The organism is Xanthobacter sediminis, from assembly GCF_043195015.1.
Lineage (GTDB): Bacteria > Pseudomonadota > Alphaproteobacteria > Rhizobiales > Xanthobacteraceae > Xanthobacter.
On sequence record NZ_JBAFWH010000016.1, the window covers coordinates 34274 to 58378 of the forward strand.

General features: G+C 68.0%; 19 protein-coding genes and 1 pseudogene. 13 read left to right on the top strand and 7 right to left on the bottom strand.

From position 1 onward, the window contains the following. The first annotated feature begins 9 nt into the window (after positions 1–9). The 7 genes from V5F61_RS17600 to V5F61_RS17630 are packed head-to-tail and all read left to right on the top strand — an operon-like array spanning position 10 to position 4765. Positions 10–348, top strand: coding sequence for a hypothetical protein (locus tag V5F61_RS17600; protein WP_393989066.1), 339 nt, complete (start codon positions 10–12; stop codon positions 346–348). Beyond that, positions 345–839: a nuclear transport factor 2 family protein gene (locus tag V5F61_RS17605; protein ID WP_393989067.1), complete on the top strand. Its 495-nt coding sequence runs from the start codon at positions 345–347 to the stop codon at positions 837–839. Before V5F61_RS17600 ends, V5F61_RS17605 begins: the two co-directional genes overlap by 4 nt. Positions 840–864: 25 nt before the next feature. Further along, entirely contained in the window at positions 865–2130 is a 1266-nt protein-coding gene (locus tag V5F61_RS17610; RefSeq protein ID WP_393989068.1) for a styrene monooxygenase/indole monooxygenase family protein, read from the top strand. After that, a complete protein-coding gene (locus V5F61_RS17615) occupies positions 2120–2674 on the top strand; it encodes a flavin reductase family protein (protein ID WP_393989069.1) in 555 nt (184 codons plus the stop codon). Before V5F61_RS17610 ends, V5F61_RS17615 begins: the two co-directional genes overlap by 11 nt. Then, on the top strand, positions 2667–3455 hold the full coding sequence (locus V5F61_RS17620) for an SDR family oxidoreductase (protein ID WP_393989070.1): 789 nt from the start codon (positions 2667–2669) through the stop codon (positions 3453–3455). The genes V5F61_RS17615 and V5F61_RS17620 overlap by 8 nt, the downstream gene beginning before the upstream one ends. Next, positions 3452–3781 (top strand): non-heme iron oxygenase ferredoxin subunit, encoded by a 330-nt coding sequence (locus tag V5F61_RS17625; RefSeq protein WP_393989071.1) that lies wholly within the window; start codon positions 3452–3454, stop codon positions 3779–3781. Before V5F61_RS17620 ends, V5F61_RS17625 begins: the two co-directional genes overlap by 4 nt. 3 nt (positions 3782–3784) lie before the next feature. Continuing rightward, the gene (locus tag V5F61_RS17630; RefSeq protein ID WP_393989072.1) at positions 3785–4765 is read left to right on the top strand and encodes a 2Fe-2S iron-sulfur cluster-binding protein; all 981 of its coding nucleotides are present in this window, start codon (positions 3785–3787) and stop codon (positions 4763–4765) included. Between the two features lie 52 nt (positions 4766–4817). Here V5F61_RS17630 and V5F61_RS17635 read toward each other — a convergent pair whose 3' ends face one another. The 3 genes and pseudogenes from V5F61_RS17635 to V5F61_RS17645 form a co-directional block, all read right to left on the bottom strand. Further along, a complete protein-coding gene (locus V5F61_RS17635) occupies positions 4818–7976 on the bottom strand; it encodes an efflux RND transporter permease subunit (protein ID WP_393989073.1) in 3159 nt (1052 codons plus the stop codon). Positions 7977–7979: 3 nt separating this feature from the next. After that, positions 7980–9089 carry an efflux RND transporter periplasmic adaptor subunit gene (locus tag V5F61_RS17640; RefSeq protein WP_393989074.1) on the bottom strand — a complete coding sequence of 370 codons (1110 nt, stop codon included), beginning with the start codon at positions 9087–9089 and terminating at the stop codon, positions 7980–7982. Positions 9090–9305: 216 nt separating this feature from the next. After that, a pseudogene (locus V5F61_RS17645) lies at positions 9306–11581 on the bottom strand (DUF3141 domain-containing protein). An 894-nt stretch (positions 11582–12475) separates the two neighbouring features. On the opposite strand from V5F61_RS17645, the gene V5F61_RS17650 reads away from it, so the two are divergent. Next, a complete protein-coding gene (locus tag V5F61_RS17650) occupies positions 12476–13354 on the top strand; it encodes a class I SAM-dependent methyltransferase (protein WP_393989075.1) in 879 nt (292 codons plus the stop codon). Positions 13355–13645: 291 nt separating this feature from the next. Here the strand turns inward: V5F61_RS17650 and V5F61_RS17655 are convergent, their stop codons facing one another. The 4 genes from V5F61_RS17655 to cysE form a co-directional block, all read right to left on the bottom strand. Beyond that, entirely contained in the window at positions 13646–14176 is a 531-nt protein-coding gene (locus tag V5F61_RS17655) for a rhodanese-like domain-containing protein (RefSeq protein ID WP_393989076.1), read from the bottom strand. A gap of 110 nt (positions 14177–14286) precedes the next feature. Beyond that, entirely contained in the window at positions 14287–16185 is a 1899-nt protein-coding gene (locus tag V5F61_RS17660) for a SufS family cysteine desulfurase (RefSeq protein ID WP_393989077.1), read from the bottom strand. Next, a complete protein-coding gene (locus tag V5F61_RS17665) occupies positions 16172–17557 on the bottom strand; it encodes a family 2B encapsulin nanocompartment shell protein (protein WP_393989078.1) in 1386 nt (461 codons plus the stop codon). The genes V5F61_RS17660 and V5F61_RS17665 overlap by 14 nt, the downstream gene beginning before the upstream one ends. A gap of 76 nt (positions 17558–17633) precedes the next feature. Continuing rightward, positions 17634–18404, bottom strand: a complete 771-nt coding sequence (cysE, locus tag V5F61_RS17670) for a serine O-acetyltransferase (RefSeq protein WP_393989102.1) — start codon at positions 18402–18404, stop codon at positions 17634–17636. 602 nt (positions 18405–19006) lie between these two features. Here cysE and V5F61_RS17675 point away from each other — a divergent pair. The 5 genes from V5F61_RS17675 (at position 19007) to V5F61_RS17695 (ending at position 24020) form a co-directional block, all read left to right on the top strand. Next, positions 19007–19837 carry an ABC transporter substrate-binding protein gene (locus V5F61_RS17675; protein WP_393989079.1) on the top strand — a complete coding sequence of 277 codons (831 nt, stop codon included), beginning with the start codon at positions 19007–19009 and terminating at the stop codon, positions 19835–19837. 60 nt (positions 19838–19897) lie between these two features. Then, positions 19898–20692: an amino acid ABC transporter ATP-binding protein gene (locus V5F61_RS17680; RefSeq protein ID WP_393989080.1), complete on the top strand. Its 795-nt coding sequence runs from the start codon at positions 19898–19900 to the stop codon at positions 20690–20692. Then, the gene (locus tag V5F61_RS17685) at positions 20685–21509 is read left to right on the top strand and encodes an amino acid ABC transporter permease (protein ID WP_393989081.1); all 825 of its coding nucleotides are present in this window, start codon (positions 20685–20687) and stop codon (positions 21507–21509) included. Before V5F61_RS17680 ends, V5F61_RS17685 begins: the two co-directional genes overlap by 8 nt. Then, a complete protein-coding gene (locus V5F61_RS17690; protein ID WP_393989082.1) occupies positions 21502–22221 on the top strand; it encodes an ABC transporter permease subunit in 720 nt (239 codons plus the stop codon). The genes V5F61_RS17685 and V5F61_RS17690 overlap by 8 nt, the downstream gene beginning before the upstream one ends. Before the next feature lie 140 nt (positions 22222–22361). Then, positions 22362–24020 (top strand): methyl-accepting chemotaxis protein, encoded by a 1659-nt coding sequence (locus tag V5F61_RS17695; RefSeq protein WP_393989083.1) that lies wholly within the window; start codon positions 22362–22364, stop codon positions 24018–24020. The last annotated feature ends 85 nt before the right edge of the window (positions 24021–24105 follow it).

Consider the following 24105-nt stretch of genomic DNA (forward strand, 5'->3'; position numbering starts at 1 on the left):
GATGACGCGATGACCGAGACCCTTCCCGCGGACTTTCAGGTCCTGGCGCCCTTCGCCGCCTGGGCGCTGTCCACCCAGGATGCCCGCCAGCACAAGCGCATCACCTCCAGCAAGGCCGAGCTGAAGGCCTTCTACGACGCGGTGCTGCCCGAGCTGCCGAAGATGCTGGAATACGTGGACCGCTATCCCCTGGGCGAGATCGCGCCCGAGGCGCGGCCGGTGTTCTGGATGGCCCTCTCCATGGCCGAGGTGGCGCCCCATGTGGAGCTCTACCGCGGCGATCCGAAGGTGCCGCACTCCTTCGACGAGGCCCGCTTCGTCGCCGAGCACGGCCAGATCCCGGCATGAGCGCGGGGCTCTGCGGCGCCGCCGGGCTGGAGGCGCGCCTGGCGCGGCTCGAAAGCCTGGAAGAGATCCGCAGCCTCGTGGGGCTCTACGCCCTTGGCGCCGACCGCCGCAACGACCCGGAGATCTTCTCCGGGCTCTACACCGAGGACGCGGTGTGGGAGGCGGCCGGCTTCGGCCGCTTCCAGGGCCGCGCGCGGATCGTCGAGGAGCTCGCGCGCATCGGCCGCGAAACCATCGTCTGGACACTGCACTACATGACCTCGCCGATCATCGAGATCGACGCGGACGGAACAGGCGCCCGCTGCCGCTGGTGGCTGTGGGAGCTTTCCAAGATCAAGGGCCGGCCCGGCGAGGAGCCGGTGGCCCACTTTCTCGGCGGCACCTACGACACGCGGCTCGCGCGGACGCCGGACGGCTGGCGCTTCTGCTGCGTCACCCTGGACCTGCCCCTCATCAGCCCCCACGAGCCGGGCTTCAAGACCCGGCCGTGACCTTCCGGATTTCAAGGAACATCCCATGCGCAAGATCGCCATCATCGGCGGCGGGCAGGCCGGCCTGCTGCTCGGCTTCGGCCTGATCGACAAGGGCTACGACGTCACCATCTACTCCGACCGCACGGCGGAGCAGGTGATGCACTCGCGCCTCGCCACCACCGCCTTCCTGTTCGAAAGCTCGCTGAAGATCGAGCGCGAGCTGTGCCTCAATTTCTGGGAGGACGTGGCGCCCTACGGCGAGGGCATCCACGTGGACTTCCGCGCCCCGGACGGGGCGGTGGGCCTCTCCGTGCAGGGCCGGCTCGGCGTCAACCATGGCCAGGCGCTGGACGTGCGCACCAAGTTCCACCGCTGGATGAACGAATTTTCCCGCCGTGGCGGACGGCTGGTGATCCAGGCCATCTCCATCGCCGACCTGGAGCGCATCTCGGCCGAGAACGACCTCACCATCGTCGCCGCCGGCAAGGGCGCCATCACCGCCCTGTTCGAGCGCGACGAGGCCCGCTCGCCCCACAAGGTGCCGCCGCGCAACCTCGCCGCCGTGCTGGTGACGGGCTCCAACCTCACCGGCGACCGGCCGTGGCGGGAGATTCCCTTCCGTCCGCTGCGCTTCAATTTCATCGCTGGCGCGGGCGAATACTTCTCGCTGCCCTTCTACACCCACACCAAGGGCGAGTGCCGCTCCTTCCTGTTCGAGGCGGTGCCCGGCGGCCCCATGGACGTGTTCCAGGATGTGAAGGACGGCGCCGAGATGGTGGCCACCGTGCGCGAGGTGGTGAAGCGCCTCACGCCGGACCAGGCCGAGCACGTGCCCGACGACATGGAGATCACCGACGCCAACGCCTGGCTGAAGGGTGCCTTCACACCCGTCACCCGCCGGCCGGTGGGGGTGCTGCCCTCGGGCAACATCGTGTTCGGCATCGGTGACGCCGTGGTGCTCAACGATCCCATCGCGGGGCAGGGCGCCAACAATGCCAACCGCATGGTGAAGGCCTATCTTTCCGCCATCCTGGAGCGCGGGGACCGCCCCTTCGACCGGGCGTGGATGGAGGGCCTGTTCGAGGGCTTCTGGGAGGCGTCCGGCCAGTATACCTGCGGCTTCACCAACGGGCTGCTGGTGCCGCCCACCCCGCCGGTGCTGGAGCTTCTCGGCGCCGCGTCCAAGGTGCCGGCCATCGCCGACGAGTTCTGCGGCAACTTCAACGATCCCACCCGCTTCTGGCCGGCCATCGCCGATCTCGATGCGGCCAAGCGCTATGTGGCGTCGAAGGTGGCCCATGTCGCCTGAAGCTGCGCCCGAAGCCATGCCCGCGGCGGCGCCCGACGGTGCGGAAGCGGAGCGGCGCGCCATGCGCCGCTCCCTCTCCCTCTACGCCACCGGGGTGTGCGTGGTGACCACCCTTTCGCCGGAGGGCGAGAAGGTGGGGCTGACGGTGAACTCCTTCGCCTCCGTGTCGCTCGCCCCGCCCCTGGTGCTGTGGAGCCTCGCCCGGACCTCGCCGCGTCTCGCCCTGTTCCGGGGCGGGACCCATTTCGCGGTCAATGTGCTCTCCGCCGCCCAGGAGGATCTGTGCGCCCGCTTTTCCCGGCCGGGCGCCGACCGCTTCGCGGGGCTCGACGTGGATGCGGGAGCCGGCGGCGCGCCGCTGCTGCCGGGCTGCCTCGCCGCTTTCGAGTGCGCGCGGCACGAGGTGGTGGAGGGGGGTGACCACATCATCCTCATCGGCCGGGTGCTGGCGCACCGGCGCGGCGCGGCGGCGGACGCTTTGGTGTTCTGCGACGGCGCCCTGAGAAGCTGGTCCGGGCTGCGGGAGGCGAGGGCAAATGGCTGAGTTCTCGGGCAAGGTCGCCATCGTCACCGGCGGCGCCACCCTCATCGGCGCGGCGGTGGCAGAGGCGCTGGCGGCGGCGGGTGCGCGGGTTGTCATCGCCGACATCGACGCCGAGGGCGGCGCGCGCGTCGCCGCGGGGCTGGGCGAGAGCGGCCTGTTCCTGGAGACGGATGTCTCCAAAGACGCCGCCATTGCCGCCACGGTGGAGGCGTGCCTCGCCCGCTTCGGCCGCATCGATGCCCTGGTGAACGCCGCCGCCTGCTACATCGACAGGGGCGCGGCCTCCTCCCGCGCGGACTGGGCGGCGGCCTTCAACGTGAACGTGTTCGGCGCCGTCGCCTTCCTGCAGGCGTGCCGGCCGCACATGGCGGCCCAGGGTGGCGGCGCGGTGGTGAACTTCACCAGCGTCTCCGCGCGCGTCGCCCAGGCCGGGCGCTGGGTCTATCCCACCACCAAGGCGGCCATCGAGCAGCTCACCCGCGCGCAGGCCCTCGACCTCGCCGGGGACGGCATTCGCGTGAACGCTGTGGCCCTTGGCTGGACCTGGTCGGCCCCCATCCGCGCCATGGTGAAGGGCGACCGGGCGCAGGCGGACCGCATCGCCCGACCGCTCCACATCACCGGCCGGGTGGGCGATCCGAAGGAGGTGGCCGAGGCGGTGCTGTTCCTGCTCTCGCCCCGCGCCTCCCTCATCACCGGCACCACGCTGGCGGTGGACGGCGGATACCTGGCCCTGGGCCCGGAAGGGCGCGGGCTTTCCCTGGAAGAGGTGGGGCCATGAGCGACACGTTGACGGACGAGAGAGTGCTCTGCCGCGCAGCCGATGTGCCCGAGGGCGGCGCCCTGCGGGTGGAGCTGGAAGGCCGGCCGCCGCTGGCGGTGTTCCGCGTGGGCGGGCGGTTCTTCGTCACCGACGACACCTGCACCCATGGCGATGCCTCTCTCTCGGAAGGCGAGATCGACGCGGAGGAGCTGGTGGTGGAATGTCCCTGGCACGCGGGCGCGTTCGAGCTGTCCACCGGCGCGCCGTGCGGGGCGCCCTGCACCATTGCCCTGCGCGTGCACCGCTTCGAGCTGCGCGGCGAAGACATCGTGCTGGTGGCCTGAGCCATGGCGCGGATCACCCTCGACGATGGTGCAGACTTTGACTGCGAGGCCGGCGACACCCTGCTGCGCGCGGGCCTCAGGGCCGGGCTCGGCCTGCCCTATGAATGCAACGCCGGCGGCTGCGGCACCTGCAAGGTGGAGCTGCTCTCCGGCGAGGTGGAGGTGGCCTGGGAGGAGGCGCCCGGCCTTTCCGAGCGGGACCGGCGCAAGGGCCGTCTCCTGGCCTGCCAGTGCCGCCCGCGCGGGGATTGCCGGCTGAAGGTGCGGCAGGACCCCGCCTGCATTCCCCCGCTGCCGCCGGAGCGGCGCCGGGCGCTGCTGGAGAGCGCGGAGGACGTGACCCACGACATTCGCGCCTTTCGCTTCCGGGTGGAGGGGCCGGCGCGCTTCCTGCCCGGCCAGTATGTGATGCTCGCGCTGCCCGATGGCCTGGAGCGGGCCTATTCCCTCGCCAACCTGCCCAATGCGGCGGGCGTGCTGGAAGTGATGGTGCGCCGCGTGCCCGGCGGGCGCATGAGCGCGCGCCTGTTCGAGGCGCCGCCCGCCGAGGTGACGATTGACGGACCGTTCGGCCTCGCGCACCTGCGGCGGGGCGAGCGGGATGTGGTGTGCCTTGCCGGGGGCTCCGGCCTCGCGCCCATGGTGTCCATCGCTCGCGCCGTGGCGGCGGAGGCGGCGCCGCGGCGCGTCGTCTTCTTCCACGGCGGGCGCACGGGCGCGGATGTGCTGGATGTGGCGCGGCTCGATGCCCTCACCGGCCTCGGCACGCGCCTCACCTATGTGCCGGTGGTATCCGGGGAGCCCGTTCGCGGCCTCGCCCACGGCATGGTGCACGAGGCGGCGGCGGCGTGGCTCGGGGGCAATATCGACGCCTTCGATTATTATTGCGCCGGCCCGCCGCCCATGATGCAGGCGCTGGAAACCCTTCTGGTGCGCGAGGCGGGCCTTCCCGCCGCGCGGGTCCGCTTCGACCGTTTCTTCTGAGCTGCCACCCGCGGGGGAGGCGGGCGGCAGCCGTTGCCCGTCCGCCAGCGGGTCAGCTTTTCTCCGGATCGGAGGGCGCGGAGGTCGCCGTCTTCGGCCGCGCCCCCGGCCGCAGCCTCTCGCGCAGGCCCTGGAACAGGACGTAGAGCGGCGGGATCACGAAGATGCCCAGGAAGGAGGCCGCGATCATGCCGCCGAACACGGGCGTGCCCACGTTCTGCCGCGCGATCTGCGCCGCGCCCTGGGCCACCACCAGCGGATACAGGCCGAGGATGAAGGCGAGGGAGGTCATCATCACCGGCCGGAACCTCAGGCGCGAGCCCTCGGTGGCGGCTTCGAGCAGGTCCTCGCCGTGCTCGCGCCTCTCCTTGGCGAACTCGACGATGAGGATGCCGTTCTTCGCCGCGAGGCCGATGAGCACGATCATGCCGATCTGGCCGTAGAGGTCGAGGGTGAGGCGCCCGACCACGATGGCGGCGAAGGCGCCGAGCATGCCCACGGTGACCGAGAGCAGAACCGGCAGCGGGATGGACCAGCTCTCGTAGAGCGCCACCAGGAACAGGAAGGCGAACAGGACCGCGAAGGCGAGGATGGTGCCGGTCTTGCCCTCCGCCCGCTTCTCCTGGAAGGAGGTGTCGGTCCACGCGCCGGAGAAGCCCTGGGGCAGGGTCTTCGCCGCCACCGCGTCCATGGCCGCGAGGGCCTGGCCGGAGGAGACGCCGTCGGCGGGCGCGCCCTGCACCGTCACCGCGCGCTTGTTGTTGTAGCGGATGAGGGCCGGCGGCCCGATTTCCACCCGCGCCTCCACGATGGAGCGCAGCGGGATCATCTCGCCTTTGTCGTTGCGCACGTGGATGCGGTAGATGTCGTCGATGCCCTTCCTGTCCTCCGCCTCGGACTGCACCTGCACCTGCCAGGTGCGGCCGTAGAGGTTCATGTCGTTCACATAGAGCCCGCCCAGCGAGGTTTGCAGCGCCTGGAACACGCTGTCCAGCGGCACGCCGAGCACCTGGGCCTTGTCGCGGTCGATGTCGAGCTGGATGGAGGGGTTGGTGGCCGTATAGGTGGAAAAGACGCGGGCGAGCCTGGGGTCCTGGTTGGCGGCGACGATGAGCCCGCGCAGCACCTGGGCCAGCACCTTGGGGTCGCCGGCCCGCAGGTCCTGCAGCACGAAGGTGAAGCCGCCGCCGGTGCCGAGGCCGACGATGGGCGGCGGCGCCAGCGGCACCACCGTGCCGCCCGCGATCTGCCGCATCTTCCCGCCGAGCCGGGCGATGATGGCGTCCGCCCCGTCCGCCTTGCCCTTGCGCTCCTCGAACGGCTTCAGCGTCACCACGATGAAGGCGGCATTGGGCTGGGAGTAGTTGTCGATGAAGTTGAGGCCGATGACGGAGGTGAAGTCCTCCACCGCGTGTTCATCCTTGAGCAGCGCCTCGGCCTTGCGGATCACTTCGGTGGTGCGCCCCACGGAGGCGCCGCCGGGCAGCTGCACCACCACGAAGAAGGCGCCCTGGTCGTCCTCGGGCAGGAAGCCCGTGGGCGTCACCTTCGACAAGGCGAAGATGCCACCCGAGGCCACGAACACGCACACCAGCCCGATGAGCGAGAAGCGCACGAGGTGCGCCACCGCCGCCCCATAGGCGTCGCGCACCCTGTCGATGGCGCGCATGACATAGCCGATGGGTCCCTTCTTCGGCCCGTGGGCGGGCTTCAGCAGGATGCCGCACAAAGCGGGCGAGAGCGTCAGCGCATTGATGGCGGACAGGAACATGGCCACCGCCACCGTGACCGCGAACTGGCGGAACAACTCGCCGGAAATGCCGGGGATGAAGGCCACCGGAACGAACACCGACAGCAGCACCAGGGTGATGGCGATGATGGGTGCGGTGATCTCCGCCATGGCCTTCTTCGTGGCCTCGGCGGGGGTGAGATCGGGGTGCTCCTCCATCACCCGCTCGACATTCTCCACCACCACGATGGCGTCGTCCACGACGATGCCGATGGCGAGCACGATGGCGAGCAGCGACACCGTGTTCGCCGAATAGCCGATGGCGTTGAGCACGATGAAAGCGCCGATGAGGCTGACCGGCACGGCGAGGGTGGGGATCAGCGTGGCGCGGAACGAGCCGAGGAAAAGGTAGACCACCAGCACCACCAGCACGAAGGCCTCGATGAGGGTCTTCTGCACCTCGTGCATGGTCTCGGTGACGAAGGTGGTGGGATCGTAGGTGACCTTCCAGGCGAGGTCCTCGGGGAAGGCCTTCGCCAGTTCGTCCATGCGGGCGCGGATGGCGTTGATGGTGGTGATGGCGTTGGCGCCGGGCGACTGGTAGAGCGCCAGCACCGCGGCGGGCCCCCCGTTGAACAGGGTCTCGCGGTCGAGGTTGGCGGCACCGAGTTCCAGCCGCGCCACGTCGCCGAGGCGCAGCACCGAGCCGTCCGGATTGGTGCGCAGCACGATCTTCTCGAATTCCGCGACGCTGGAGAGGCGCCCCTTGGTGCGCAGGTTGAGCTGGAGCTGCTGGTCGTCGGAGATGGGGCGCGCGCCGATGCGGCCGACGGCGGCCTGGATGTTCTGCGCCTTGATGGCGTTCACCACGTCCTGAGTGGTGAGGCCTAGGCCGGTGAGGCGGTCCGTCCGCACCCAGGCGCGCATGGCATAGTCCTGCGGCCCCCAGAGCGAGGCGTCGCCGACGCCGGGAATGGACTTCAGCTCGTCCAGGATGTTGATGGTGGCGTAGTTGGAGATGTAGAGCGGGTCATAGGTCTTCTTCGGCGAGTAGATGGCGAGCACGCCGAGCAGCGCCGAGGACTTCTTCTTCACCGTCACGCCCTGGCGCTTCACGTCCTCCGGCAGCTTGGAGAGCGCCACCTGCACGCGGTTGTTCATGTTGACGGTGTTGATGTCGGGATCGGTGCCGAGCTCGAACGAGCCGGTGAGCGTGTAGGAGCCGTCGTCGCCCGACACGCTCTTCATGTAGATGAGCTTGTCCACGCCCACCACCTGGGCTTCGATGGGTTGGGCGACGGTGGAATCCACCACCTCGGCCGAGGCGCCGGGATAGCTCGTGGTCACCGAGACCTGGGGCGGGATGATGTCGGGATACTGCGCCACGGGGATGGCGAGCAGCGACAGCAGGCCCGCGATGACCGTGACGATGGCGATGACGATGGCGAGCCGCGGGCGGTCGACGAAGACGGAGGACAGCATGGCTCAGCCCTTGAGGCTGGAGGCGGCCGGCGTGGCGCGCACCGCGGCTCCGGGCCTGAGCGCTTCGAACCCCTCCACGACCACAGGGTCTCCGGCTTTCAGTCCCTCCGTCACAACCACGTTCGCGCCCACGGTGCCGCCGGGCCTGATCCGCCGCACCACTGCCTTGCCGCCCTCGACCACGAACACGTAGACGCCCCCCTGGTCGGCGATCAGCGCCGCCTGGGGGATGAGGATGCGCTCTTCGGGGGTGCCGGCCTTCAGCTCCACCCGCACCAGCTGGCCGTCCACCAGCTGGCCCTTGGGATTGGGCACGTCGGCGCGCAGGATGACGGTGTCGGTGGTGCGGTTCACGGAGACATCGACGAAATTGACCCGCCCCACCTCGCCATAGATGGCGCCGTCCGGAAACTTGATGCGGACCTCCACGTTGGAGAGGTCCACTTTTCCTTCCTCCTTCTGCGCGTCCTGGTAGTCGCGCTGGCTCACCGGGAAGGTGACGTACATGGGGTCCTGGCTCACCACCGTGGCGAGCACGCCGCTTTCCGGCCCCACGATGTGGCCCCGGGTGAAGGCGGTGCGGCCGATGCGGCCGACGATCGGCGAGACGATGTCGGTGTAGCCGAGGCTGATCTTCGCCGTGTTCAGCGCCGCCTCCGCTGTGAGCAGCGCGCCCTTGGAGGAGGCCTCGCCGGCCACGGCCTGGTCGCGGGCCACGGCGGTGCCGGCATTCCTGGTCAGCAGCTCCTCGGCGCGCTCGCGCTGGATCCGCGCGAGGTCCAGGGCGGCCTGGGCGCGCGCCACGTCGCCCTCGGCCTGCTGCACGTCCGCCTCGAAGGGGGGCTTCTCGATGCGGTAGAGGGGCTGGCCTTCCTTCACGGTCTCGCCCTCCTTGAACAGCACCGCCTCCAGCACGCCCTTCACCCGCGCGCGGATGTCCACGCGCTCCGGCGCCTCCACGCGGCCGACGAACTCCATGGCCTGCGACACGGGCTTGAGCTCCGCCGGCACCACGGTGACGGCGACGGCCCCTTCCTGCGCGTGGAGAGGCGCGGCGCTTCCCAGGAGGAGGAGGAGGGCCGAGGCGGCATAATTGATGATGACGCGTGACATGCCGTTCCCCCCAACACTCCGGGTGGCGCCCGCGCCGGCCCGAAGCCGGATGAAGATTTCGTCGCCGCACGGAGGGCGGGGCATCGGCAGGGCAGTGCTCAATACCTATTGTGCGGTACTTTTATACATTTATTCTTCTATCGATCGGAAGCTTATCTCCGAACGGGACTCTTGTGGAGCCGAATTTCGCGAGGCCGGTGCGGGGAGCCGCATGTGTCACCCGGCGTGGCCTGCCTCCCCGGAAGGGATGGCGGCGGCATCCGGCGCGGGCAGCGCTTCACCGTCGACCACGCGGCGGACCTCCTCGACGAAAGCCTCGGTCTGCGGGCCGAAGCTGATGTTCGCGGTCAGGCGGTCCATGAGCGTCAGCAGCCGCGCCTTGTCCTGCGGGCTCTCCAGCAGCGCCGGCAGGGTCGCGAGCGCCGCTTCCGGCGCATGGTCGACGATGATGGACTGGCGGCGGATGACCGCCTGCGCCGCCTCGGCCGGCAGGGCGATGAGCCCCACCTCGCTGCCCACCAGATCACGGATCTGCCGCAGTGTGGAAAGCTGGTGTCGGCCGTTGCCGCGGCTCTGGGCCAGCAGGGCGACGCGGACGGCGGCTTCGGTGAAGCCGCCCTCCCGCACCGACGCGAGCGCGGCCTGGACCTCGGCTGGTGGCTTCTCCATGAGGGCGGGGTCCGCCGGGGCGCTCAGGTCCGGGTCCAGCATGGCGCAGGTGCCGTACAGGCGGAAGAATTCCGTTTCCACCGTGGCGTCGCGCAGGCGGCGGAAGAGGTCCCAGCCGGCCGTGATGGCGGCGGCGGCGAAGCGTTCGGCGGCGGCATGGGGGCCCTCCTCGTCCCGCGGGGTGCGCTGGCTGCGGGCGAAATCCGCGAGCGGCGCCAGCGCCGTGAGGAAGGGGTTGAGATCCGAGAGGCCCCAGCGCGCCGCCCGCAGCGGGTGCGCCACCCGCAGCGCCCGCCCCATCTCGGGCGTCACCAAAGCGGAAAGCGGGGGGTGGACCAGCGCCTCGTAGAGGCGCGAGACATGCTCCGAGACATTGGCCACCACCTCGAAGGGGATCTCGTCGCGGCGGTCGTATTTCTGGAGCCGGGCGAGCTCTTCCACCTGCCGCTCCATCAGCGAGACGTCGTATCTCACCTCGCCGTCGACATTCTCCTCCACGATCCGCATGCCATAGAGGCCGGGCGGCAGCGCTTCCACGTATTCGACCAGATTCACGATCTGCGCGTGCTCGCGCCGCGCGATGGCGCCGGACACGAAGATGCCCAGGTGGCCGACGCTGTCGTGCATCATCCCCACCACCACCTGGCCGGCATCCTTCAGGGCCTGGGTGGTGGGGTAGATGTCCGCCACCCAGTTGATGGCCTGCTGCGGCGGGGTGATGTTGTCGCCGAGCGAGGCGAAGACGATGATGGGCGAGCGCACCGCCTTCAGGTCGAAGGTGCGGCCCGGCGCCCATTCCGCCTTCCCGGCGGCGAGCTTGTTGCCGACGAACAGGTTCTCGACGATCCACTTGATCTCCTCCCGGTTCATCAGGAAATAGCCGCCCCACCAGCGCTCGAAATCAAGGAAGCGTTCGGGCTCGCTGTCGATCCGGGACCAAGGTTGTAGTATTTTGTGAAGTATGTGTTGGCCGGATTCAGGTATTCGAAGTTGTCCACCAGGTGCGCGCCGTCGAATACCCCGCCGCCGAGATCGGAGGCGAGCAGTGCGGTCCAGGAGCCGCCCAGGACCCCGCCGGCATAGCGCATGGGGTTCTCCGCATCGTTGCCGGCCCAGTAGGACATGGGAGCGCCGTTCACCACCACGGGGCCCACGCCGCCGGGATCGAGCGCCGCCAGCAGCATGGCCGCCCAGCCGCCCTGGCAGTTGCCCACCACCACCGGCTTGCCGCGGGTGGGGTGGCGCTCGCGCACGATGCGCAGGAACTCGGATTCCGCCAGCGACACGTCGGCCAGCGTCTGCCCCGGCACCGGCTCGGGGAAGAAGGCGACCACATAGACCGCGTGCCCCGCCTTCAGGGCGAAGCCCACCTCCGAATCCGCCTTGAATCCGCCGATGCCCGGCCCGTGGCCGGCGCGCGGATCAATGACGAGGAAGGGCTGCTTGGCGGGATCAAGCGCCACGCCGGGCGGCGGCAGGATGCGCAGCAGCGCGTAATTGCAGGGCCGCGCGAAGGTGCGGGCGTCGGCGATGGTCTCGTGGTCGAAGGCGAGCAGCGGCGGCTTGCCGGCCTTCTCGTGGGCGATCCAGTTGTTGCCGCGCTGGCGCAGCGTGTCCCAGAAGATGAGGGAGCGCTGCATCGCATCGAAGGCGTAGGAGACACCTTCGCGCCAGACGGCGGCGGGCTCGGGTGCTCGGGTGGCGGCGAAGGCGCCGGCGGCCTCGCGCATCGCCTCGCCATAGGCGAAGATCGCCTCGCCCAGCCGCAGCCGGTACACCTCCGCGATGCGACCATACATCTTCCTCATGTCCGTGGGGTGCATGGAAGCTTCCTCCGCATTCCCCCGCGGCCCGGCGATGAAGTCGCGCCCGCCCGCCCTGTCCGTGCGCAGCAGCGCACGCCGCCGAGAGCTGAAGCGTTTTTCTCTATCGAAATACCAAATCGCACGCACGACTACATCAGGTCATCGTATAAAGTGCGCATGGAACCCGTGGTTCCAAGTCATTCATATTTTTGTTGCATCTGACAGCGTGGCAAGACCTTCGGCGGCATCGGAGGTCCATCCCCGCAGCACCAGCTTCTCGTTCACGGCGCGGCGCAGGATGGGGAAACGGCGGCGTTCTGCGGCGTGCGGCCTCGTCGCAGGCTCCGAAGTGGCGCCCAGGGATATGCTCTGCATGGGGGCCACGACGGTGAGGCGATCTCTCCGAGTGATACACTTGATGTCGGCATCGCCCGCACCTCGATGCTCCTTCTGCCGGCTCGCCGATGGTGCCCGCAAGGTGCGGCAGCGTGGTTCTCGATGTGCTCATGGGCACAGCTTTCTGGAGGACCAGGGCCGTCCCCACCGAACAGGGCATTCCGTTTGCATGAGCGCCGGTGAAGCATTGTCGCCCGCATTTTGGCTGGCGCCTCATCTCTCAAAAACGCCTGGGTGTTGAATGATGTACGGCTGTTCGTCGTTTTCGTCAGGCTTTGTGCGGATTTCAATCTACTGAAAGGGGGCGAAAAACAAATTTTCGGAGGTGCCCCCATCGGTCACCGGTGAAGTGCCGAAAAAACACATGCATCCAAGCTTTCTCCTTACCGGATGGAGCCTTCCCAAAGCAGTCTCTTTGGGCTAAATGCCGGTGAAAGTCTGAGGGCATGGCGCTGCCTTCGTGCTCCTGCGTGTCTTGGTTGTAATTTTCTTTAGCTCAATCTAGGACTGTTCGATATGGGTTGGGAAAATGTCGATGATTTCCACCAAAAGATACGACTTCTTTCCGATGCCGACTGGCTTCAATGTTTAAATAATTCGTCGCTGTCCAATGTGGTGAATGAAATATACATGCCGACCTTCCCGCCGGAGGAGCTTCAGGTTGGCGTTCACGGGCATAGTGGCAGGCATTCGATATTGGAGGCGTGGAATTATTATATAGAAGTGAGAAATTATGCGTTATTCTGCCAGCATGAGTTCCATCCAGCCCGTCGGTTGTTGGATTTCGGGAGTGGATGGGGGCGCATTTTGCGGCCTTTCATGCGTGATGTTCATCCCTCAAATATTTTCGGGGTTGAGCCAAATTCAGCAAGAATCGTAACTGCAAGAAATCACAATCCTTACGTAAATTTCATACAATCAAGATATTTGCCACCCTTGCCGGTTGCCAGTGATTCTGTCGATTATATTGTCGCTTGGTCTGTATTCTCGCATATTGATGAATTTTCGACCCGGAAATGGTTTGGTGAGTTCCATCGCATCCTGCGCCCAGGTGGGGTTCTGGCCGTTACCACGCAGCGCCTCGATTTCATCGAAACCTGCGAGGCAATCAGAGCGCGGAAGCAGGCGGGCGAAACGCTCTCACATCCATGGCATGAAGCTCTCGCAAGGAGCTTCGTTGATGTTGAAGCATGCAAAAGCGCCTTTGAGCGTGGGGAGTATCTGCATTCTGCGACGTCCGGGGCCATTCCGAAACTCGGTGCCCGCTATGGCGAAGCAATCATTTCGCCGAATTTTGTAAAACGGGAGCTATGCGAAGGTTTCGATTTCATAGATTACGTCGATAATCCAAATCGGCTCCCTCAGGCGCTGATCGTCATGCAAAAGAATGCTTAAGTATATTTGATATAGATTTGAGTTTCGCGAGTTATTTTTTCCTTAAAATATGATCTGCTTCGATAAGTTGGACCGTCTCTGGCGAGAAAAGGACGTGAGGATGCCAGGTGGGCGCGTTATTCGTGCGTGGGCGCATGAATAACGCGTGATGGAGTTGGGTGGACTCCGTCTTCCCATGCGAGCAAGTGCTTCCCGTGCCTGATTCCGCCGTGGGGGAGCGGCGGCGAGTGGTTTGGAAAACCTCGCCGCCATGCCGAGTGGTCCTCGGGATCGGAGCCGAACATTGCGCGGTCAGGCCCGCTGGTTCCAGGGGGCGCGGGTCAGCAGCAGGCCGAGGCCGCAGGTGTCGGTAATGCCGGCGAATACCAGGCCGGCGCCCACGAAGGCGGAGAGCAGGATGAATAGCGGCTGGACCAGCCACGCCAGCAGCACGCCCAGCACCACCAGGCTTCCTGCCGCGATGCGCACCTGGCGCTCTAGCGAGATCACCTTGCGCGCGCCCCGTGCCACGGGGTAGCCGGCCGCATCCCAGGCGGAGGTGCCGCCTTCCACCACGAGCACGTTCTTGAAGCCCGCCTTCTCGAATACGGCGGCGGCGGCCTTCGAGCGGTTCTGGGTGCGACAGATCAGGTAGAGGGGCTTGTCCCGTTCCACCTGCCCGGCACTCTCCAGCGCCTGCGGGTCCAGAGTGTCGAGCGGGGCGCTGCGCGCCTGGGGAATATGCACCTCGCCATATTCGGCCGGCGTGCGCACGTCGATGAGGGTGAGGGGACCCTGCGCGATGCGCTCGCGCAGGGTGTCGATGGAGATGAGAGTTGCCATGTCGGCCCCGTGCCATCGGCCCCGGTCTTCGACCGGCGCCAGTTAAGTTTCGCTCAAGCGCCGTGCGGGCTTGCCAAAGGCCGGTGAGAAAAGCTCACTGGCCTTTGGGATCAGCCGCGCGGCAAAGCGTGGAGGGCCTCGACCAGGGCATCCACGTCCTCGCGCGTGTTGTAGAGCGCGAGCGAGGCCCGCACCGTGGTTTCCACGCCGAAGCGGCGCAGGGCCGGCTGGGCGCAATGGTGGCCGGAGCGGGTGGCGATGCCGCGCTTGTCCAGGAATTTCGCCACCTGCTCCGTATCCTTGTTGCCGATCACGAACGACAGCACGCTCGCCTTGTTGCGGGCGGTGCCGATCAGCCTGAGATCCCGCACCGTGGTGATGGCGTCCGTCGCGTAGGCCAGCAGCTCGTGCTCATAGGCGGCGATGGCCGGCAGGCCGACGCTCTCCAGATAGTCTACCGCCGCGCCCAGCCCCACGGCGCCGGCGATGTCGGGCGTGCCCGCCTCGAACTTCTCGGGGATACCGTTGTAGATGGTCTTGGCGAAGGTCACGTCCTTGATCATGTGGCCGCCGCCCTGCCACGGCGGCATGGCCTCCAACAGCTCGGCGCGGCCGTAGAGGATGCCGATGCCGGTGGGGCCGAACACCTTGTGCCCGGAGAGCACGAGAAAGTCCGCCCCCAGCGCCTGCACGTCGATGGGGATGTGGGGGGAGGATTGCGCCGCGTCAACCAGCACCGGCACGCCGCGGGCGTGGGAGAGCGCGATGATCTCCTCGACCGGGTTCACCGTGCCCAGCGCATTGGCCACGTGTGTGATGGAGACGAGCTTGGTGCGTCCGTTCAGCAGGGCCGCGAACTGTTCCAGGATCAGCTCGCCCCGGTCGTTCACCGGCGCCACTCGCAGCACCGCGCCCGTCTGCTGCGACAGCAGCTGCCAGGGCACGATGTTGGCGTGGTGCTCGATGGTGGAGACGATCACCTCGTCGCCCGGCGCGATGTTGGCGCGGCCGAAGCTCTGGGCCACGAGGTTGATGGCCTCGGTGGTGCCGCGCACGAACACGATCTCACGCGTCTGTGCGGCGCCGATGAAGCGGCGCAGCTTCTCCCGCGCCCCCTCGAACAGGTCGGTGGAGCGCTCCGCCAGCGTGTGGGCGGCGCGGTGGATGTTGGAATTGTGCCGCGCGTAATATTCGCTGGTGGCGTCGATCACGCTCTGTGGCTTGTGGGTGGTGGCGGCATTGTCCAGCCACACCAGCGGGTGGCCGTGCACCTTCTGGTGCAGGGCGGGGAAGTCTCGCCGCACCTTCTCCACGTCGAAGCCTGCCAGGGCCGGGCCGTGCCCCCGTGCGGGCAGCGCCGCCGCGTTGCGGGAGGTGCCGGGGGTGAGGAAGTAGAAATCCGAGGCGGCGAACGGGTCCGCCCCCGCCGGATTGTCCACCACCCGGATGCGCGACCAGCCGTTGCCGTCCGTGCTTCCCGGAGCTGCGGCGCGTGGCTCCTCGACGCGGCCGAACGAGGGGCTGTCGGCCCCAGCCGCCCGTAGCAAGGGGCCCAGTTCCAGTGCGCCCGTGTCGATCTGCGGGGCCGCCGGCTCTGCGGCACGCGTCGATTCCAATGGATCGATGACCGGATGCACCGGCGGCAGGCTTTCGCTCACCTGGTGCGGATCGGCGCTGCCCAGGGCCACGCTCGCCGGTGCGCCCTGGGAATAGGCGCGGCGGCTGATGGAGGGCTCGGGGCCCGGCGCGAGATTGGCGGGGGCAAGCCCCGCCGGGCTCAGGGCCGAGGTGGGGATGGCGGTTTCCGCCAGCGTGGCGGCATCCGCGCGCGGCCAGCCCGTGTCGGGCCAGGCGGCGTAGGGAAGCGGGGCGCTGGCGCCCCGGCTGAACTCGTTCCAGATCTCATTGGCCAGCCGGCCGATCAACTCGGTCTGGAAGGGGTCTCCGGCCAGGCCGGAGACGTTGTTTGGAAAGGCGGCGCCCAGGGCGCGCGGATCAGGCGTAGTCATGATAGCGGCCGATCAGCACGTTATCGAGGCGGCCGATGGCATCCTCCACCAGCACGGCGGCCGAGAAGTAGCGCGTGACGAGGTGCGACGCGATGGAGTGCTCGTTGGTGCCGGAATAGCGCACGGACAGGCCCGGCTCCACCTCGCCGGTCACGCCCACCTTCTGCAGGCCCACCACGCCCTGCTCGGCCTCGCCCACGCGCAGCAGCAGGATGGAGGAGGAGGCGACGCCGGTCTGCGGGTCCACCTGCACCGGCACCTTGTCGCTCGGCACCAGCGGAACGCCGCGCCAGGTGAGGAAGGGCGAGCCGTAGAGGTGCACCACCACCGGCGGGACGCCGCGGCGCGTGGCCTCGCGGCCGAAGGCGGCGATGGTGCGCGGATGGGCCACGAAGAAGGCGGGCCGCTTCCACACCAGCGCGATCAGGTCGTCGAGATCGTCCGGGGTGGGTGGGCCGGAACGGGTGGGAATACGGAAGCGCGGGCTCACCTCGTGCAGCAGGCCGAACTCCGCATTGTTCAGCAGCTCCCACTCCTCGCGCTCCTTCACGGCCTGCACCGTGAGGCGGATCTGCTCGCGCAGCTGGTCGATCTCGTTGGAGTAGAGGTCGGTGATGCGGGTGTGGGTGTGCAGCACCGTCTGGATGGTGGAGAGGTGATATTCGCGCGGGTGCTCCGCATAATCCACGAAGGTGGTGGGCAGCAGCGGCTCGCCGGCATGGCCGGACAGCAGGCTGACGGCGCGCTCGCCGAAGGCGTTGGTGCGCTGCTCGGCCTTGTTGCGGGCCGTCACGCTCGCTTCGATCTTCTCGCGCAGCCCCTTGATGGTGTCGAGCTTCTTCAGGTCGAGGGTGAGGAGGGTCGCCTCGGAAAGCGCCTTCACGGCCGGGGCGTGGATGCTCTCGCCTTCCAGCGCCTCGGCGCCGAAATAGTCGCCCACGGTGGCGAGGCGCTGCCGCAGCTGGCCGCCGAACGGGCCGCCGACGAACAGTTCCACCGTGCCTTCGGCCACCACGTGGAAGTGCCGGGCATCCTTGTCCTGCTTCACGGCCACTTCGCCGGGCGCATGACGGGCCGGGGTGAACGCTCCCGCGAGGGCGGAGAGGGTCTCATCGTCCAGGTCCGCCAGCACGGGAATGTGGCGCAGGCTGGCGGGCTCGATGGTGTTTTCTGAGGTGATGCGCAGCAGGCCCGGACGCGGCACCACCACGGAGCGGCGGTTGACGCGGTAGACGCCCCCGGCGACATCGACCCAGGGCAGAAGCCGGTGCAGCCAGCGCGGCGTGTTCTCCGCGTTCTGGACGACGGTGACGCTGGCGGTGGCGAGATTTCGTGCAGCGGCGGCGCTGACACTCAGCCTCAGGTCACTCATTTACACGCACTCCTCATGATGCCCTTGCGAACGAAGGGGTGGCAGGAACTTTGCGAAGGGGAGGCCGGGAAGCCGCTCAGATGCCGTCGCCGAACATCTGGTCCATGGTCAGGGCCGGCTGCTGGTTGGCGGACTGGCGGATGATGCGGGCGGGCACGCCGGCCACGGTGGAATAGGGCGGCACGTCGTCGAGCACGACGGCGGCGGCGGCCACGCGGGTGCCCTCGCCGATGGTGATGTTGCCCAGCACCTTGGCGCCCACGGAGAGCAGGACCCCGCGGCCGATCTTGGGGTGGCGGTCGCCACGCTCCTTGCCATTGCCGCCGAGGGTGACGGACTGGAGGATCGAGACGTCGTCCGCCACCACTGCGGTCTCGCCGATGACGACGCCGGTCGCGTGGTCGATGAACACGCCGGAGCCGATGCGCGCCGCCGGATGGATATCCGCCTGGAACACCTCGGACACCCGGCTCTGCAGCGCCAGCGCGAGCGTCACGCGGCCCTGTGTCCACAGCCAGTGCGCCACGCGGTAGGCCTCCAGCGCCTGCAGGCCCTTGTAGAAGAGGAACGGGTCGAGATAGCGCCTGCAGGTCGGGTCGCGCTCGCGGATGGCCGCGAGGTCACGGGTCAGGGCCTGGCGCAGGCCGGGCTCCGAGGCGAACGCCGTCAGGCTGAGGTCCCGGATCGTGAGCGCGGTCACGTCGCCCCCGCCGAGGCGCTGGCCCAGGCGATGGGAGAATGCGGTGGTGATGTCCTGCTGGTCGAGGATGGTGGTCTGCAGGGCGGCGGCCAGGAGCGGCTCTTCCAGCACCGCCGCCTCGGCTTCGTGCCGCAGGGTGTGCCACAGGCGGTCGCCGTCGTCGGCATCCGGGCGTGCGCGGCGGGCGTCCTGCGCCGTTCGGGCCGCTTCGATCCTGGTCTTGATGAAGGTCACGGTGGCTCCCTTCCATTTCTAAATTACATTAAATCAATCGAAAAAGAAAAATAAACCGCGGTCAAGGGGGAAAATTGGAGCGCGGCGGCAATCGGGTGAGGCGTGGAGGGGGCGCGTGGACGGCAAGCTCAGCGCCGGCACAGGTTTGTCGCGCGCCGTCCCGCGAAAACGCGATCTCAGCCGTGCGAAAATCTGAAGGGTACGGGGTGCGAGCAGGAGTTCGGAGGTTGGCGCCATGATGGCGGGGAGGGGGCGAGGCCTGCCCTCACCGCAAGGCCGAAAGCCGCGGCGGATAAAGGCAGGACGGCCGATTCGCCTGGAGGCGCTGTCGCCGGCGGCCGTTGCGCGGTCCACAGCTGCCTCGCGCCTCTGATGCCGAGTGCGCATGGCGTGTGCGTTCCGGCTCCGTCGATATACTAATTTGACTTTTTCTATCGACTGAATTGATTATTGCTGCCCCGCCGGTGCATGGCGGACTCGTCGTGTCCTCCGTTCCCTCCCTCAGGAAGCCGCCCATGACATTCCCGCTTCGCCGTCTGGCCGCGCTCGCGGCCCTCGCCGTGCCGGTCGCTCTCGTCGCCCTCCTGCCGGGAGCGGCGCGCGCGGACGACCTCGCCGCCATTCGCAAGACCGGGGTGATCAACATCGCGGTGTTCGATTCCAATCCGCCCTTCGCCAGCGTCGATCCCAAGACCGGCAAGCTCGCTGGCTACGACATCGATTTCGCCGACGCGATCGCCGAGCGGCTGGGCGTGAAGCCGCGCCTCATCGCCACCAACCCTGCCAACCGCATTCCGCTGCTGCAATCCGGCAAGGCGGACCTGATCGTGGCGGACATCACCATCACCCCCGAGCGGGCCAAGGTGATCGATTTCTCCACGCCCTATTTCGTCACCGGGCAGAAGTTCCTGGTGCCCGCCGGGTCGCCCGACACACTGGACGCCTACTCGGCCGCCCGTATCGGCGCGGTGAAGGGCACAACGGGCGAGCAGGCCATCAAGGCGCGCTACCCCAAGGCCAAGGTGCTCTCCTACGACGACATCCCCTCCGCCTTCACCGCGCTGCGGCAGGGCAACGTGCAGGCCATCACGCAGGACAGCACCATTCTCGCCGGCCTGCTCGCCGGCGCGCCGGACGGCGCGAAATACAAGATCCTGGCCGAGCCCCTGAGCCGGGAGGATATCGGCGTCGGCGTGGCGCGGAACGCGCCCGCGCTGCTGGCGGCGGTGAACGACATCCTGGTGGGCCTCGAGAAGGACGGCACCGCGCAGAAGATCTACGACCGCTGGTTCGGGAAGGAGTCCAAGACCCCCGAGCCGCGCGGCTTCACGATCGCGAACCGCTGATGCGCCGCCTCCCGTCACGGGAAGGGGATCTGTAAGCCGCGCGAGGCAGGGGGATGTCACATGAGCGAGCCAGGGGGCGCGCAGGCGCCGGCGATCGAGTTCCGAGGCGTGCGCAAGCGCTTCGGCGAGGTGGAGGTGATCGGCGGCGTCAGCCTTTCCATCCCCAGGGGGCAGGTGGTGGTGGTGTGCGGCCCCTCGGGCTCGGGCAAGTCCACCCTGGTGCGCCTCGTCAACCGCCTGGACACCCTCTCCGAGGGCGAGATCCTCATCGACGGCGTGCCCACCGCTGCCTTCGCCGGCCGGCAGCTGCAGAAGCTGCGCGAGGGCATCGGCTTCGTGTTCCAGCATTTCAATCTCTATGGCCATCTCACGGCGCGTGAGAACATCACCCTCGCCCCGCGTAAGCTCCTGGGCCTCTCCGCCGCTGCGGCGAACGCCCGCGCCGATGAGCTGCTGGCGCGCGTGGGGCTGTCCGGCAAGGCGGAGCTGAAGCCCGCCCAGCTCTCCGGCGGGCAGCAGCAGCGCGTGGCCATCGCCCGCGCGCTCGCCATGCAGCCGGCCATCCTGCTGTTCGATGAACCCACCTCGGCGCTCGACCCGGAGATGATCGGCGAGGTGCTGGGCGTGATGCGCGAAATCGCCCGCAGCGGCACCACCATGCTGGTGGTGACCCACGAGATGGGCTTCGCCCGCGAGATCGCGGACCGGGTGCTGTTTATCGATGGCGGGCGCGTCCTGGCCGATGCCCCTCCGGCTCTCTTCTTCAACAACCCGCCGCACGCGCGCATCCGCCGCTTCCTGGCGCAGCTGCTCTCGCCCATCCACAACCGGGAGGAGGAGCAGGCCGATGCTTGAAGGTGGCATTCACGGCTGGCTGGCCGTCCTCAGCGGCCCGCCGTTGCATTGGCTCGCAACCGGCGTTGTCACCACGCTCGCCGTCAGCGTGGCGGGCGCCCTCGGCGCCAGCGCCCTGGCGGTGGTGCTGCTGGGGCTCAGGGTGTCGCGCCTGCGGCTCGCGCGCGGCCTCGCCACGTCCGTCATTGCGGTGTTCCGCAACTCGCCGCTGCTGGTCCAGCTCTTTTTCTGGTACTTCGCGGCCTACACCGTCCTACCCCAGGGTTTCCGCGCCTTCGTGGTGGACAACGACCTCGGCAGCGAATGGCTCGCGGGGCTCGACATCCTCTCGCCCGAGTTCATCTGCGCGGCGTGGGGCCTCGCCGTGTTCGGCGCGGTGTTCCTGGCGGAGGAGCTGCGCGCCGGGCTTGCCGCGGTGCCGCGCGGCCAGCGCGAGGCGGCTGAGGCGCAGGGCTTCTCCGCGCCGCAGGTACTGCTCCATGTGCTTCTTCCGCAGGCGGTGGCCAATGCCTGGCAGCCCATCGTGGGGCAGTATCTGAACATCATGAAGCTCTCCTCGCTCGCGACCGCCATCGGCCTGTCCGAGATCACCTATGAGGTGCGCCAGATCGAGAGCTACAATGCCCGCGCTTTCGAGGCGTTCGCGGTCGGCACCGCGCTCTATCTCGTGCTCGGCCTTGTCATCGGCTTTGCATTGACGCGCCTCGGGCCTTCGCAGGTCGGCGTGCGCCACCGGCCCCTTGCCGTACGGGATGATGCGGATGAGGCGATAGATCCGCGGCTGGCGCTTGCCGCACGGGAGGCTGGCCGTGGCTGATCCGATCCTCTTCCTCGGGCTGAACCTTTCCGTCATCACGGAAAACCTGCCCTATCTCCTCTGGGGCCGCGCCGGCGACGGCGAGATCGGCGGCCTGCTGCTCACCCTGGTCATGGCGGTGTCCGCCGCCGCGCTGTCGCTGGTCCTGGGCATCGGCGGGGCAATCGTCGCCTGGCTGTTTCCAGGGCCGATCCGGCGCATCCTGTTCCTGTGGGCGGATTTTATCCGCGGCATCCCGCTGATCTTCGTGATCTTCTGGCTCTACTTCCTGGTCCCCGCGCTCCTCGGCGGCCGGATGCCAGACAGCGTACCGGTGGTGCTGGCCCTGGCGTGGTTCACCTCGGCGGCGGTGCTCTACACCACCTTTGCGGGACTCGCCGCCTTGCCGAAGGGGCAGGGCGAGGCAGGGGCCGCCTCTGGCTTCTCGCCACTGCGGGTCCTGCTGCTGGTGCTGCTGCCGCAGGCACTGCCCAATCTGGTGCCCTCCTTCGTGGGGGTGTTCGTCTCCCTCATCAAGGACACGTCTTTGGCCTTCATCGTCAACGTGCCGGAGTTCACGACCCTCGCCAACCAGGTGAACAACCGCACGCAGATTTATCCGGCGGAGATCTTCCTCTTCACCGGCGCGGTCTATTTCCTGCTGTGCACGGCATTTTCCGTGGTGGCGGACCTGATTGGCCGGCGCGCCGGTGCGGCGCGCGCCGGCGTGTGAGAGCACGCCCGCCACTTGTGTGTCGTGCATGTGACCTAGCGCAAAGACAGTGTTCCTGCGTCGTGCTTTCTGTCTCCGAGCATATCGAGAAGAAACAGAGGCAACGCACTGTGTCGAGGTCGCTTTCCATTTGCGGTAGAATGTCGCTTCCCACCAAGATTTCTGCATTGGTTTTCTGTGGGATTCTGATCGTCTTCGCCTCCGTGCTGCTGGTGGTGTCCCGCGACGTTTCCCACGAGATGCGCCAGCAGGCGCAGGCCCGCCAGGATGCGAATATCCGTGTCGCCCGTGAGCTTCTCGGCGCGCTGGGGGAGCTTCGGGTCGAGGACGGCAAGCTCATGGCGGGCAAGACGGTCCTGAACGACGACACGAAATTCGTCGATCATCTCAAGGACCTGGTGGGCGGCACCGCCACCATCTTCCTGGGCGATACCCGCATCGCCACCAACATCAAGGCGGCGGACGGCTCCCGCGCCACCGGAACCACGCTCAAGGCCGGACCTGCCTATGAGGCGGTGCTGAGGGACGGGCGCGCTTATCGCGGCGAGGCTGAGATCCTGGGACAGCCCTATTTCACCGCCTATGATCCGCTGCGCGACGCTTCCGGCCAGGTGATCGGCATCATCTATGTCGGCCTGAAACAGAGCGAGTTCATGGCGATCGCCGACACGCTCGTGCGGACCATCACCATCCAGGCGACCCTGGCGGCCCTGGCGGTGGGCGCAGTGCTCTTCTTCATCCTGCGCCGGCAGATCCGCCCGCTCCTCGTCCTGTGCGAGATCATGGGCCGCATGCGGGCGGGGGACATGAACGTGTCTCTGCCCAAGCTTGAGCGCGGCGACGAGATCGGCGAAATGACGCGCGCGGTCATGGTGTTCCGCGAGCACGAGATCCGGCGCATCGAGCTGGAGCGCGAGCAGGCCGACGAGAAGGCGCAGGCGGAAGCGCGCCGGCACGAGGAAATGGAGCAGATCGCCAATCGCTTCGAGGCGGCCGTGGGCGGCATCGTCAAGGACTTCTCCACCTCCGCAACCTCGCTGGAAGGCACCGCGGCGACGCTCTCCCGCACGGTCGCGACCACGCGCGAAACCTCGGAGATGGTCGCCAAGACCTCGGAGAGCGCCTCCGCCAACGCCCACGCGGTGGCGGCGGCGACCACCGAGCTCTCATCCTCCATCCGCGAGATCAGCCGTCAGGTGCAGGCCTCCAGCGAGATCGCCGGGGAGGCGGTGAGCAAGGCCGAGCAGACCGACCACCTGATCGCCGAGCTGACCGCCACGGCCTCGCAGATCGGCACCATCACGCAGATGATCGACGACATCGCCAAGAAGACCCACCTGCTGGCCCTGAACGCTACCATCGAATCGGCCCGCGCGGGCGAGGCCGGGCGCGGCTTCGCCGTGGTGGCGGAGGAAGTGAAGCAGCTGGCGGCGCAGACCTCGCACGCCACCGGCAACATCTCCGCCCAGATTTCCAGCATCCAGGAGGCAACTTCCGGAGCCGTGGCTGCGGTGCGCGACATCCGCGAGACCATCGGCAAGGTGGCGGAAACCTCGGGGGCCATCGCCGCCGCCGTGGAGGAGCAGGATGCGGCGGTGGCGGAAATCGCCCGCAATATCGAGCATGCCGCCGTCGGCACCACGCAGGTGGTGCTCGACGTGGCGAACGTGAACGTGGCGGCCAACGAGGCCGGCAGCGCCTCCCAGGAGGTGTTCGCCGCCGCGGAGAACCTCGCCACCGGCGGCGCGCGCCTGGAGACGGAGCTCCACGATTTCATCCTCTCCATTCGCGCCGCGTGAGGCATCGCGCGTCGGTGCCATGGGGGCCTGCGGGCCCTCAGCCGATGGCGGGGCGCGTCCCTCTCGTTTCCGCATCCCGCCATCG

Excerpts from the sequence above, each read along its gene's own strand:
- V5F61_RS17685 (WP_393989081.1), top strand. The coding sequence starts at position 20,685 with ATGCTTGAAGGTGGCATTCACGGCTGGCTGGCCGTCCTCAGCGGCCCG.
- V5F61_RS17615 (WP_393989069.1), top strand. The coding sequence starts at position 2,120 with ATGTCGCCTGAAGCTGCGCCCGAAGCCATGCCCGCGGCGGCGCCCGAC.
- V5F61_RS17660 (WP_393989077.1), bottom strand. The coding sequence starts at position 16,185 with ATGACTACGCCTGATCCGCGCGCCCTGGGCGCCGCCTTTCCAAACAAC.
- V5F61_RS17635 (WP_393989073.1), bottom strand. The coding sequence starts at position 7,976 with ATGCTGTCCTCCGTCTTCGTCGACCGCCCGCGGCTCGCCATCGTCATC.
- V5F61_RS17665 (WP_393989078.1), bottom strand. The coding sequence starts at position 17,557 with ATGAGTGACCTGAGGCTGAGTGTCAGCGCCGCCGCTGCACGAAATCTC.
- V5F61_RS17620 (WP_393989070.1), top strand. The coding sequence starts at position 2,667 with ATGGCTGAGTTCTCGGGCAAGGTCGCCATCGTCACCGGCGGCGCCACC.
- V5F61_RS17655 (WP_393989076.1), bottom strand. The coding sequence starts at position 14,176 with ATGGCAACTCTCATCTCCATCGACACCCTGCGCGAGCGCATCGCGCAG.
- V5F61_RS17680 (WP_393989080.1), top strand. The coding sequence starts at position 19,898 with ATGAGCGAGCCAGGGGGCGCGCAGGCGCCGGCGATCGAGTTCCGAGGC.
- V5F61_RS17605 (WP_393989067.1), top strand. The coding sequence starts at position 345 with ATGAGCGCGGGGCTCTGCGGCGCCGCCGGGCTGGAGGCGCGCCTGGCG.
- V5F61_RS17640 (WP_393989074.1), bottom strand. The coding sequence starts at position 9,089 with ATGTCACGCGTCATCATCAATTATGCCGCCTCGGCCCTCCTCCTCCTC.
- V5F61_RS17650 (WP_393989075.1), top strand. The coding sequence starts at position 12,476 with ATGGGTTGGGAAAATGTCGATGATTTCCACCAAAAGATACGACTTCTT.
- V5F61_RS17625 (WP_393989071.1), top strand. The coding sequence starts at position 3,452 with ATGAGCGACACGTTGACGGACGAGAGAGTGCTCTGCCGCGCAGCCGAT.
- V5F61_RS17675 (WP_393989079.1), top strand. The coding sequence starts at position 19,007 with ATGACATTCCCGCTTCGCCGTCTGGCCGCGCTCGCGGCCCTCGCCGTG.
- V5F61_RS17630 (WP_393989072.1), top strand. The coding sequence starts at position 3,785 with ATGGCGCGGATCACCCTCGACGATGGTGCAGACTTTGACTGCGAGGCC.
- V5F61_RS17600 (WP_393989066.1), top strand. The coding sequence starts at position 10 with ATGACCGAGACCCTTCCCGCGGACTTTCAGGTCCTGGCGCCCTTCGCC.
- V5F61_RS17695 (WP_393989083.1), top strand. The coding sequence starts at position 22,362 with ATGTCGCTTCCCACCAAGATTTCTGCATTGGTTTTCTGTGGGATTCTG.
- V5F61_RS17610 (WP_393989068.1), top strand. The coding sequence starts at position 865 with ATGCGCAAGATCGCCATCATCGGCGGCGGGCAGGCCGGCCTGCTGCTC.